The organism is Pseudomonadota bacterium (genome assembly GCA_022361155.1).
GTDB lineage: Bacteria > Myxococcota_A > Polyangia > Polyangiales > JAKSBK01 > JAKSBK01.
On the sequence record JAKSBK010000148.1, the window covers coordinates 53,277 to 66,324 of the forward strand.

General features: G+C 67.6%; 3 protein-coding genes and 1 pseudogene (1 of these 4 running past the window's edge). All 4 read left to right on the plus strand.

Translation table 11 applies throughout. The annotated features are described in order from the left end of the window. Nucleotides 1-1,413 carry the final stretch of an amino acid adenylation domain-containing protein gene (locus MJD61_05225; protein MCG8554679.1) on the plus strand. It extends 9,864 nt beyond the left edge of the window, so only the last 1,413 of its 11,277 coding nucleotides appear in the window; its start codon lies beyond the left edge, outside the window; its stop codon occupies nucleotides 1,411-1,413. After that, entirely contained in the window at nucleotides 1,410-9,509 is an 8,100-nt protein-coding gene (locus MJD61_05230) for an amino acid adenylation domain-containing protein (GenBank protein ID MCG8554680.1), read from the plus strand. The genes MJD61_05225 and MJD61_05230 overlap by 4 nt, the downstream gene beginning before the upstream one ends. Nucleotides 9,510-9,523: 14 nt before the next feature. Next, nucleotides 9,524-12,850, plus strand: a pseudogene (locus MJD61_05235) (amino acid adenylation domain-containing protein). Beyond that, the coding region (locus MJD61_05240; GenBank protein ID MCG8554681.1) for a hypothetical protein at nucleotides 12,745-13,048 on the plus strand (304 nt) is incomplete at its 3' end. The pseudogene MJD61_05235 and the gene MJD61_05240, both read left to right, overlap by 106 nt.

Sequence of the window (13,048 nt, forward strand, 5' to 3'; positions counted from 1 at the left end):
CCTGTGCCGCAGCTCGACGAAGCGCCCGAAGGCACGGTGCCTCCAACACCGATTCAGTGCTGGTTCATGGAACAGGAACTAGCCAATCCACACCACTACAACCAGGCCGTCTTTCTGGAATTGCCGAGTCCTCGTGATCCCGATCGGCTGCGGCGTGCGCTGCAACATCTGGTACATGAGCATGCGGCGCTGCGATTGCGCTTCGAGCTGGGAGCGAGACGGCAGTACTACGCCAGCCCGGGTGGGGATGGTTGGCCGCTGTCGATCGTGAATCTGGCCCGGCGAACCCCGGCCGAGCAGGAACGCGCGTTCCGGCGTCACAACCGGCGGGCGCAAGCAACGCTGCATCTCGAGCGGGGACCCGTGTGCCGGGCCGTCTACTACCGGTGCGGTCTTGCGCGCGCCGACAGGCTCTTGTTGGTCCTGCATCACCTGGTCGTAGACACGGTGTCCTGGCGCATCCTGCTGGAGGACCTCGAGGCGGCGTACACGGAGTTGCAGTCAGGCACAGCACCCGAGCCAAGGCACCGAACCGCCAGCTACCAGCGCTGGGCCGCGCGCTTGCATGCCTATGCCGGGACGCCCGAGCTGCGGCGGGAGGCCGGCTACTGGCAGAGCCTGGCGTGGACCGAGGTCAAGCGCCTGCCCCAGGAGGCCACGGAATATAATGCGGGTCGCGGTGAGGTACGCGCTTCGCTGTCTGTGCAGGCGACGGAACATCTGCTGCGCAGCGTGCCTCCCGTCTACGACACGCGCATTCAGCACGCGCTGCTGGCCGGGCTTACCCAAGTGATCGGTGCCTGGCTCGACTGTTCGCAGGTACTGCTCGACCTCGAGGGCCACGGGCGCAGCACGCACTTCGAAGATAGCGACGTGTCGCGGACCGTGGGCTGGTTTACCACCATCTACCCGGTCTTGTTGCCCGTGCGGGATGGACCCGGCGAAGTCTTACGCGGCGTGCGCGATACCTTGCGGGCGGTCCCCGGCGAAGGGCTTGGTTTCGGTATCCTGCGTTACTTGACCGAGCCGCCGGCGTTGTCTCGCACGCTGCCAAGCCCCGAGCTCAGCTTCAACTACCTCGGGCAACTCGACGCAGGCGCAGGCGCCGGCACCGGCGTGCGCCTCATCGAAGGTGCGGGGCCTACCAGCGACCCAGGTAATCGCTTTCGCCACCCGATGGACGTCAGCGCTTACATTCGTGGCGGCCAGCTGCACGTGTGTTGGAGCTACGCCCCGGGTCGATTGCTTGCCAGGACCGTCGCAGCACTGAGCGATGCCTACTTGCACGCGCTCGAACGCCTGGTTGCCCACTGCCTGCAGCAGGGAAGAGCTCGCTACGCGCCGTCGGACTTCCCTGAAGCCGCGCTCGATCAGGCGTCGCTTGCACGGATCGTGGAGACGATGGAGCCATGAGCATACAGGCGCCGGTCACGGCAGCGACAGCGAGTCGGCGGGCGATCGAGGACATCCTTCCGTTGTCGCCCGCTCAGCAGGGCATGCTCTTCCACAGCGTGCTCAGCCCGGAGGCGGCTAGCTATCGCGTCTCGGCCGTGTACCGTCTGGCGGGCGCGCTCGGCCCCGCGCAGTTTCGCCGCGCATGGAGTGAGGTCTTACGGCGCCACGACGCGCTGCGCAGCGCCTTCGTCTGGCAGGAAGCAGAGCAGCCCCTGCAGATCGTGCTGCGGGCCGACACCCTCCCGTTGCCGCTCGAGTTTCTGGATTGGCGGGATGCCTCGCCCGCCGGGCAGCGCGCCAGGTTGGAAGCGTTGCTCGAACAGGAGCTGGCGCGAGGTTTCGAGCTCAAACAGGCGCCCCTGCTGCGCCTTTACCTGGCGACCCTGAGCTCGGACTCATTTTACGTGATCTTCAGTCATCACCACCTGATTCTCGATGGCTGGAGCAGCGTCGTCTTGCTGGGCGAGGTACTGCGCTTGTGCCAGGAGAATCCGCCGGTGCAAAGCACGCAGCTCCCACCTGCTACGGCGTACTCGGACTACATTCGCTGGTTGGGCAAGCAGGATCGAGCGGCGGCCCGGTCGTACTGGCAGCGCAGCCTGGCGGGTGTCCCCGTGCCGACTCCGCTCCCAGGCGATCGCTCCGGCCACGACGGCGGTGCCCGCGGCGACGCGCACGCCTACGCGGAAACCGTCTCTCGTCTGAGCTTGGACCAAACCGCACGCCTCAGGGGCTCAGCCGGCAGGCAGCACGTTACGCTGAGCACGCTCCTGCAAGCCGCGTGGGGTCTCGTGCTGGGACGCTATGCCGGCACTTCGGATGTGGTTTTTGGAGCTACCGTGTCAGGCCGGCCACCGGGGCTGCCAGAAAGCGAGCGCATGGTTGGCCTGCTCGTCAACAGCCTGCCGGTGCGTGTGCGCTGGACCGCAGGCACCAACCTCTCGCAGCTGCTGGCCACGCTACATAAGCAGTGCTTGTCGGTACGCGAGCTCGAGTTTAGCGCGCTCTCGGACATCCAGCGCTGGTGCGGAGCCGGGAGGCTATTCGACAGCTTGTTGGTCGTGGATAATTTCCCGCTCGAGCCCCTCAGGGGCGCCGGCTCCCAGCGCTTGCAGGCGCAGCCGCTGACCAGTGAAGAGCGGGCATTGATCGACCGCTGGACGGCCCAGCGCAATCACTATCCTCTTACGCTGGTCGTTGTGCCTGGTGACCGACTGCAGCTCCGTTTGTCCTATCAGCGCAGCCTCTTCAGCGACAAACGCGCCAGGCACTTGCTTGCCGGCGTGCGCGAGACCCTGATCGGGCTCGCCGCAGCCGCGCCCGGGGCTCCCGCCGGGAGCCTTTGCTTCGCAGCCCGAGACCCCGGCGTGGCGCCGGCGCGGCGCCAGCGGCCGGCCGCGGCCGGTTGGCTGGCGGCGCTGAGCCTACAGGCCCACAGCGATCCGTGCGCTCCTGCGCTCTTGTGCGAACAGACCGCCGTCGATTGGCGTTCGCTCGATCGGCGCTCGAGCCTCGTGGCCGCGCGCCTCCGCGCGCGCGGCGTAGTGGAGGAGACTCGGGTGGCGTTGCTGCTGCCGCGCGCTAGCGAGTGGATCGTGGCCATGCTCGGCGTGCTCAAGGCCGGTGGTGCCTACGTGCCGCTCGATAATCAGGCTCCCCCTGCGCGCCTGCACTACTGCTTGCGGGATTCGGGCGCGCGGTTTGTAATCGCCACCTCGGAGCACGACGCACGCCATCGCTGCGGCGAGCAGGCGGCAGCTCGTTTTCTGGTGTGGTCGGACCTCGAGGCCGGGGCCGGCACCGCATCGAACGACCCGAGCACGAAGCTCGAATTCGCGCCTCCGCACGCGCAACAGCTCGCCTACATACTTTATACGTCGGGCTCTACCGGCCACCCCAAAGGCGTGGCGGTCACGCACCAGAATCTGAGCGAGTACGTGGCGGCTCTCCAGGAGCGGGTGCAGCTGCCGCGCAACGCCCGCTGGGGCTGGCTTTCGAGCGTGGCCGTGGATCTCGGCAACACCAGCGTGTTTGGCGCCCTCGGCACGGGGCGCCCGCTGGTGGTGGTGAGCGAGCGTGAGGCCGAAAACGCAGATCAGGTGGCGGCACGACTGCGCTCGGCACAAGTCGATTGCCTGAAGATCGCCCCTTCGCACCTGAGCGCACTACTGAGCGCGGCCGCCGCACCGCAGGGGCTCATTCCACGTCACACGTTGCTGCTCGGCGGCGAGCCGTTGCACGAGTCGTGCGTACGGCGGGTTCGCGCTCTCGAGCCGGAGTGCCGGATCCTGAACCACTACGGCCCGACCGAAACCACGATCGGTGTTACGGCGCACGGGCTGCCCCCGTCCGATGCCGATGAGGCCCGATCCGGCCTCGACAGCGGCGAGCCCGAGGCGCGGCGTATCCATCCCATCGGTGCTCCCTTCGGGCACGTCGCGATTCGGATTCTAGACAGCAGCGGCCAACCCGCGCCCGAAGGCGGCGCGGGTGAGCTGTGTGTTGCCGGCAGCGCGCTCGCGCGCGGTTACTTCGGGCGCCCGTCAATGACCGCGGAACGCTTCGTGCCGGATCCCTTTGGGTGCGGCGGGCGACTCTATCGCACGGGCGACAAGGTGTGCATGCGCGCCGGCCTGTTGCATTTCCTGGGGCGGCTCGACTCGCAGCTGAAGCTGCACGGCCAGCGTATCGAGCCTCAAGAGATCGAGCGTTGCCTCGCTGGCTGCGCGGGCGTGCTGGCGGCCGCGGTGGACCTGCAGTCTGGACCGCAGGGCGAGCGCTTGGTGGGTTTCTTGGTGTCCGGTCCGGGCTCGGCGCTCGACCTTACGGCGATCGAGCACGTGCTGCGCGCCGAATTGCCGCGAGGCATGATTCCGGCCGCCTGGAGGGTCTTGTCCGAGCTGCCGCTTTTGCCGAGCGGCAAGCTCGACCGCGCATCGCTGCGCAAGCGAGCACCCGATGTGGAACAAGCTCGCTACGACGCTCCCAAGGATGCGCTCGAGGAGCAGCTGGCCACGATCTGGCGGCACGTGCTGAAGCGCGCACGTATCGGAACGAACGAGAGTTTCTTTGCGCTGGGGGGCGATTCCATCCTCGGCTTGCAGGTCGTGGCGCGGGCCCGGCGGGCAGGCATTCCGGTCACCCCAAGGCAGCTGTTCGAGGCCAGGACCGTTGCCCGCCTCGCCGAGCTGGTCGGGGACGCGATCGACTCGTCCGGCAGCCTGCCGGCCCAAACCGGGTCGTGGCTGCTGACGCCGATCCAGCGCTGGTTCTTCGAGCAGGCCATCCCCGACCGCAACCACTTCAACCAAGCGCTGCTCTTGCCTCTTTCCGAGGCCTTGGAGCGACAGGCGCTGCAACGTGCCTTGGCCCGGATCATCGAGCATCACCCCGTGCTTCGATCGCGCTTTGTGGCGCGCGAGCAGGACATGGCCGAGCGAGGCTTTCGCCAGGAGCTGCTTGCGAACGCACCGCCGCCGCAGCTGCAGTGGATCACGTCCGAAGGCTTCGACGAGCTGGAGCTCGGACGCACGGTCGAGCGGGTCTCGCAGGGTTTGCAGCGTTCGCTCGATCTTGGCCGGGGCCGGGTCGTTGCCGCAGCCTATGTTGGCGCAGCCCATGGCAAGCCGGCCACCGAGCAGGCTCGTGATGCCGACCTGCACGACCGGGCGCCGGCCGGCTACCTGCTCTTGGTGGCGCACCATCTGGTGGTCGACGCGGTATCGTGGCGGATTCTACTTGACGACTTGCATGCGGCCTACACCGGTAGCCGCCTGTCGGAGCCGTCGCTGCCCTACTCGGCCTGGTCCGAACGATTGGCCGCCCGCGCGCGTTCTCCGGAGCTGGCAGGGCAACTCCAGTACTGGCGGCGCCAAGCGCGGCCGCTGGACTTGCCGCTCGACTACACTGGCGACCCTGCAAGCGATAATCGCTATCGGGATATGGGCACCGTGCGGCTGGCGCTCGATGCCGGCGAGACCGGCGCCCTGCTACAACACGTTCCAGTGACCTTTCGCGCGACGCTCGCGGAAGCTGCTCTGTTCGCAGTGGCGCGCGTGCTTGCACGCTGGTGTGGCGGCGAGCGGGCGGGGGTCGAGCTCGAGAGCCACGGCCGCGAGCTCCCGGGCGCTGAAGAGCTCGACTTGTCGAGCAGCGTGGGCTGGTTCACCGCGCGCTTTCCACTTTCGTTGCACGCGGATCCGAAACTCGACTGTGCCGCTGGTTTGATTTCGATCAAAGAGCAGCTGCGAGGCGCACCGGATGCGGGCGTGAGCTACGGTGTGTTGCGCTACCTGGATCCGGCCGGTCATGAGCTCGCTCTCTTGCCTCGCCCGGAAGTCAGCTTCAACTACCTCGGTCGAATCGATCTCGGCCTGCGCAGCGAACGCTGGCTGGCTACCGAGCGCGCCAGGACTTTCGAGCTTCCTCATGCGGGCGACCAGCGCGATCCCAACGCCGAGCGCGCGACGTTGCTCGCGATCAATGCGCAGCTGGATGCTGGCTGCCTGCGTTTTTCCTGGTCCTTCAGCAACGCCCTGCACAAGGCCGAGACCATCCAGGATCTGGCCGAATCGGTACGAGCCGAGCTGCGGGAGCTCGCGGCGAGCGCGGAGGCTGCCCAACGGGGCGTGATCAGCCCGAGCGACGTTCGGCTTTCGGGTTTTAGCGCACGCGAGCTCGAGGCGCTCGCCGTGGACGGCCGGCAGATCGAGGATGTGTACCGCTGCGCTCCGCTGCAGGAGGGGTTGCTCGTTCATGGATTGCTGGATCGGGCGGGGTATGTCTGCCAACTCGCCGCGGAAGTGCAAGGGCTGGACGCGGATGTGCTCGAGCGCGCCTGGCGCGAGCTCGTGCAGCGGCATGCCATGCTGCGTACCGAGTTCCGGTGGCAGCGCGAAGACGGGGGCGAGCTGCCTTGGCCCGTGCAAGTAGTTCGTCACGAGGTGGCCGTGCGGGTGCGGCGGCTCGATCTGTCGCAGCTAAGCGAACAGGAGCAGGAGGAGCGCTGGCTCGCCGAGCTGCGAAACGACACCGAGCAAGGCTACGACCTGGCAAGGGCGCCGCTTTGGCGCTGGCTGGTAGCCGACTGCGGCGGGGGAAGGCAGCGCGTGCTCTGGAGCAGGCACCACGTCTTGCTCGATGGCTGGTGCTCCTCGCGGCTGCTTGGCGAGCTGACGCTGCTGATCGCAGGGCAGGCGCGCGATCGATCCGTCCAGTTGCCGCCCGTCGCCGCGTACCGCGACTACATCGCCTGGCTGGCGGCCCAGGACTTGGACGCAGCGGACGCGTTCTTTGAGCGCTGTCTTCGCAGCTTCGAGCAAGCTACGTCTTTGCCTCTCGACAGCTCTCCAGCGCGGGCTCAGGCCGGCCTGGGTGCTGGGACGCCGCGCGAACGCATGGCTCAGGCGACGCTCGAGCTCGATGCGTCGGCCAGCGGTCAATTGCGAACCTGGGTTGCGACCCGTGAGCTAACGCTCAACACGCTGTGCCAGGGGGCATGGGCGCTCTTACTTGCACGAACAAGTGGCGAACAGCGCGTGACTTTCGGCGTCACGGTGAGCGGGCGGCCGGCCGAGCTGCCGGATGTGGAGCACATGTTGGGGCTCTTCATCAACAGCCTGCCCCTTTGCGTGGCTTGCCCCTCGGCCGCCCCCGTGGTCGCGTGGCTGAAGCAGCTGCAGGCGTACAACAGCGAGCTGCGACGCTACGAATACAGCTCGCTGCGGCGGCTTCAGGCGCGAGCGCATGCGCAGTCTTCGGGCTCGATCAGGGTGCTCTTCGAGAGCTTGTTGGTGTTCGAGAACTATCCACTGGACGCAGCGCTCCGCCGCCCGGGCCCGCTCAAAGTTCTCCGCGCACACAGTCGGGACTATACCCACTATCCGCTGGCGCTCGTCGTGGTGCCCGGCGAACGCCTGGTCCTGCAGCTGCAGTACGATACGGAGCGCTACAGCGAGCAACGGGCGCGCCGTGTCCTCGACCTGTATTCGAACCTGCTCGGCACCTTGACCCGGGAGCGCACGGGAGCGCGTCTGGGCGAAATCGGGCTGGCCACGAACAGCAGAGCCTCGCGGGCGAGGCCGCCGCGAGAGCCGCCTCGGGCATGCGGCTCTGGATCGCTGGGGCGTCTCGAAGTTGGTGACCGATGCGGGCTGGCCGAGCGATTCGAGCGCCAAGTGCGCCGCACTCCGGAACGCGTCGCCGTGAGCTGTGGTCACAGGAGCTTGAGCTACCGCGAGCTCGACACGCTCGCCAACGGCGTGGCGCAGGCACTGGTGGAGCGCGGTGTAGGTCCCGAATCGGGCGTGGGATTGTGCGTGGAGCCTTCGCTCGAGCTCGTTCTTGCGGTTCTGGCCGTCCTCAAGACGGGCGCCTACTACGTGCCTTTCGAGCCGCAGCTTCCCGAAGCTAGGAAGAAGTTCGTGGTGAGCGACGCCAGGCTCAACTGGATCCTGGTCGAGCAGGGACTGGGCGGCGCTTTCGCAGAGCTCGGACCCGGGGTGGAGCTGCTTTCGGCCTCCGCGCTGAGCGCGAGCTATGGAGCGCGCACCAGGCCGCCAGCCCGAAGCCCACACCCCGAACAGCTCGCGTACGCCATCTACACGTCGGGCACCACGGGCAAGCCGAAGGCCGTAGCCGTTGCGCAGCATCAAGTCCTGCGCTTGTTCGCGTCGGCCGAATCTCTGTTCGACTTTCGGGAGCACGACGTGTGGGCCCTGTTCCACTCGCACGCGTTCGATGTGTCTGTTTGGGAAATCTGGGGCGCGCTGCTTCATGGAGGACGGCTGGTGGTGGTTCCCCAGCAGGTCCGCCGCGATCCCGACGCGCTCTACGAGTTGCTCGTCAACAACGGTGTGACGGTGCTAAACCAGACCCCCTCCGCGTTCTATCCGTTGGCCGAGCACGTGCTTGGCCTGCGCGAGCATGAGGGCAACAGCCGGCGTGCGGGACTGAGCCTGCGAAAGATCGTTTTTGCCGGCGAGGTACTGGATCGCGCGCGCCTGCGTCCCTGGCTGCAAGCATTCGGGGCCACGCATCCGGCGCTGATCAACATGTACGGCATCACCGAAACGACCGTGCACGCAACCTACAGCGAAGTCTTGCCCGAGCAGGCGGCGCCAGGCCAAGCCGGGTCCATCGGGAGCGCGCTCGACGGCGTGCAAATGCATGTGTTGGATACCGGCGGCAATCCGGCGCCCGAAGGCGTGGCCGGCGAGCTCTGTGTGGCTGGAGCGGGTGTCGCTCGCGGCTACCTCGATCGGCCGGGCCTGACCGCGGAGCGGTTCGTGCCGAATCCCTTTGGCCCGGCCGGAAGCCGCATGTACCTGAGCGGGGACCTGGGTCGCCGCCGCGACGATGGCGCGCTCGATTACCTGGGCCGGAGGGATACGCAGGTAAAACTGCGCGGCTACCGAATCGAGCTAGGCGAGATAGCGGCGGTCTTGCGCCGGCACACGGCCGTCCGCGATGCCGTGGTGACGCTGCTGGACGGCGCCCGGAGCACCGCAAGCAAGCAAGGGGGGCAACCAAGGCAGCAGCTGGTGGCCTATGTTTCGGGCGACGAGCTGCCTGCCGCGGAGCTCCAGGCATATACCGCGCGCCGGCTGCCCGAGTACATGGTACCGGCGCACGTCGTATGGCTTCGGTCGCTTCCCCTGACTGCGAACGGCAAGCTCGACGCCAAGGCATTGCCGCCGCCCGAGCCGACGGCGAGCGGATCGTTCGCCAGCCCGCGCAGCGAGCACGAGCGGGTGTTGTGCGCGATCTGGGCCGAGGTGCTCGAGCGAGAGCGGGTCGGCATCTTCGATGATTTCTTCGCGCTGGGCGGGGATTCCCTCGCGGCCATGCGCTTGCTGTCGCGCATCTGCTGTGCCCTGCGATGCAGGCTCTCGCTCAGAGACATCTTCGAATGCCCTAACGTGGCGGCGCTCGGCCTGCGAGTGGCAGTTGCACGTCCAAGGGCGGGTGCCACGGACATCGACCGGATCTCGGCGTTGCTGAGCCGGGCCGAACACGCCAGCGACGACGCCGGCGAGGACGACGCCGGAGACTAGGCACCGCGATGACCATGGCTTCTCGCAGGCCCCGACCGCAGCCCGCGTCGTCGCCCAGGGAGCTCGCCGAGCTCGGCCGGCGTCTGACCGCGCTGCCGCAAGCCAAGCGCGAGCGCTTCCTGCAGACGCTGGCACAACAGGGCATCGATCCCTGGCTCATTCCCATTGCGTCGCGCCCTGTGTCGCAGCTCGAGGCGAGCCGGTGTGCTCCGCTCTCGTTCGCCCAGGAACGGCTGCGTCTCCAGCAAGCGCTCGTACCCGATAGCCCGCGTCTCAACCTGTTCGGTGCTTTTCGTTTGAGCGGCCGTCTGGAATTGGATGCGCTACGGCGCGCTTTTCTGCGCGTTGTCCGCCGTCACGAAAGCCTGCGGACCAGTGTGGTCACCGACGGCACCGGTAGCTGGCAGCGAATTCATGCGCCCGAAGAGGTAACCCTGCCGCAATGGCCCGAGGGAGTCCTAGAGCTCGAGGGCTGTGGCGAAGCAGCCCAAGAGGCGGTGTTGCGTGCCCGGGCGCTGCGGGAGGCGAGTAAACCCTTCGAGCTTTCCAGCGCGCCGCTTTGGCGCGTTCGCGTGCTTAGGCTGGCTGCGGGCGAGCATGCGTTGCTGCTGGTGCTGCACCACCTGATCGCCGACGCCTGGTCGCTCAAGACGCTGGTCGAGGAACTGGGCAATGCGTACCGGTACGAGCTCGGTGAGCCCGGTGGCCCCGCCGAGCACGACGAAGCGCGCCCGCCTGTCCAGTACGCGGACTTCGCCCTCTGGCAGCGACAGTGGTTGCGAAGCGCTGCGGGCGAGCAGCAGCTCGCCTACTGGAAGGCCCAGCTGGTCGGGACGGAACCAAGCCTGGCGCTGATCGAAGAGCGTGCGGCGTCGCGGTCCGATGCTTTCGACGGGCGGATCGAACGCTTGCTGTTGTCGCCGGAGCTGTCGCTCCAGATCCGCGAGCGTGCAGCCGCGCTCGGCATGACGCCCTATATGCTGTTGCTCGCGGCGTTTCAGATCCTGCTTCACCGCCTGACGGGTCAGCAGGAGCTGTGCGTGGGAGCGTCCGTGGCCGATCGTCCTCGGCCCGAGCTGGAGCGTTCGATTGGCTTTTACGTGAATCTGGTCGCGTTACGTGCCCGCTTCGAGCGCACTGCCAGCGCGAGCCAGCTGCTGGCGCAGGCACGCGACGCAGTGCTCGGAGCCATGGACCACCGTGACGTTCCCTTCGATCGCGTTGTCGAGGCGGTGCGCCCGGAGCGCAACCCGGTCGAGCAACCGCTTTTTCAGGCCTTGTTCGTGATGCAGAATGCGCCTCGAGCCGAGCTGGTATTGCCGGGTTTGCAGCTCATACCAATCGAGCTCGAGCAGCGCTTTGCGCGCTACACCCTGAGCCTGCGGGTAACCCCTCGCGTTGCTGGGCGCTTTGGTTTCGGCCTGGAGTACCGTGTGGATTGCTGGAGCGCCGAGACCGCCCGGAGCGCGCTCCGGCAATACGCAGGATTGATCGAGCAGCTGGTTGCCCACCCGCAACGACGGCTACGTGAGCTGGTTTGGAGCGGGCCGCTGCCCGCCGGGGCGCCGCCGGCAGTCGAGCCAACCGAGCCGATGACACCCCGCAAGCGTATCGAGACCTGCTTCATGGACGCGGCGGCTCGCCACCCCGAGCGGATCGCGGTAGCCACGCCGGCGCGGTCGGTCTGTTATGGCGAGCTTGCCGGCGCTGCTCGTGAGCTGGCGGTGCAGCTACGCGAGCGCGGTGTGGGCCTCGAGGAACCGGTCGCCGTATGCCTCGAGCCGGGTATCGAGATCATCGAGGCCTTGCTCGCGGTGCTCCAGGCTCGAGCCGTGTTCGTGCCGCTGGATCCGCAATGGCCTGAGGCGCGAATCGAGAGCGTGGCGCTTGCCTCGGGTGCGCGCTGGTTGATAGCCGCTGCGGGTCAGCAACGGCCACGAGCCCCCGAGCCGGCCGGGCAGGAGGCTGGTGACCGCTGCGGGCTGGAGCTCAGGCCGGTCGCGGGCGCGCGGAAGCGTCCGGCGCGCTCCGGCGGAGTCGGGCCGTACCCCGCACAGCTGCCGGCAGCGACCCTGGCCTACATCATGTTCACGTCGGGCTCCACGGGCCGGCCCAAAGGGGTGGGCGTCACGCACGAGAGCGTGCTCGCGTACGTCGAGACGCTGTCGGCGCGCATGGCCTTGTCCGGCGCCGCGCGCTTGTTGTGGGCCTCGGGCGTTGCCGCCGACCTGGGCTATACGAGCGTCTGGTGCGCGCTGTGCACGGGGCAAACGCTCGTGGCGGCAAACCGTGGCCTGGCCTCGGACGGGGACGCGCTCGGCACGTGGTTGAACGAAGCACCCGTCGCGATGGCCAAGCTAGCGCCGTCTCAGCTATCTGCGCTCCTGGATTCGAGCTCGCAACCGGACGCGTTGCTGCCGCGCGAGTTGCTTGTGCTCGGTGGCGAAGCAGCGGACGGGCAGCTTCTGCAGCGGCTGCACGCGCTTGCTCCCAGGCTCCGCGTCTTCAATCACTACGGTCCGACTGAGGCGACCATAGGCGTGCTCACACACGAGCTGAGCCCGGCAGAGCTCGCAGCGGGGTCCGCGGCTCCGCTCGGCAGGCCCCTGCCTCACGTGCGTGCCTGTGTACTCGATCCACAGCTAAAGCCCGTTGCCGAAGGCATCTGGGGGGAGCTGTACCTGGGTGGCTTGTGCCTGGCACGTGGCTACGCCGGCGACGCCGCGCAGACCGCAGCCTGCTTCGTTCCCGATCCCTTTGCCGGTCAGCTGGGCATCGAGCCCGGGGCGCGCCTGTACGCTACGGGTGACCGGGTGCGCTATCGCGATGGGCACTTCGAGTTTCACGGACGCGTTGACTCGCAGCTCAATCTGCGTGGCTTCCGTTGCGAGCCACGCGAAATCGAGCTTTGCCTCGAACAGCAGCCCGGAGTAGAGGCGGCCAAAGCGCTCGTGTGCTCGCGTGGAGGCAAGCCGCAGCTGATCGCGTTTGCGCGCGGCCGCGAAGCCGCACTCGATGCTGCCGCGCTGCGCACCGCGCTCGCCGCTGCGCTGCCGTCTCATATGGTGCCGGCGGTATGCCTGGTGCTGGAAACCTGGCCGCTGCTCGCCACCGGCAAGCTCGACCTGCGGGCGCTCGGTCGTCTGGCGAGCGAAATGCCGCGACTCGGCGCGCTTCGGCCCGGGACGCGTCAAGCCTTGCCGCTATCCCCGCTCGAACTGCGCTTGCAGCGAATATGGCAGCACGTTCTCAACGTCGAGAGTCTGGCCCCGCACGAGGATTTCTTTGCACTCGGAGGCGACTCCATACTCGCGCTGCAGATCGTAGCTCGCTGCCGGCGCGAAGGTCTCGTGGTTTCTCCGAAGCAACTGTTCGAGCATCCAACTATCGCAGCGCTGGCCAGCGTCGCGGAGCGCGCTTCGGGCGACGTTGCCGGATCGAACCGCGTTGCCGGATCGAACCGCGTTGCCGGATCGAACCGCGTTGCCGGATCGAACCGCGTTGCCGGATCGAACCGCGTTGCCGGATCGAACCGCGTT

Bases quoted from the DNA above. Each gene is read 5' to 3' on its own strand.
- MJD61_05230 (MCG8554680.1), top strand. From the start codon at position 1,410: ATGAGCATACAGGCGCCGGTCACGGCAGCGACAGCGAGTCGGCGGGCG.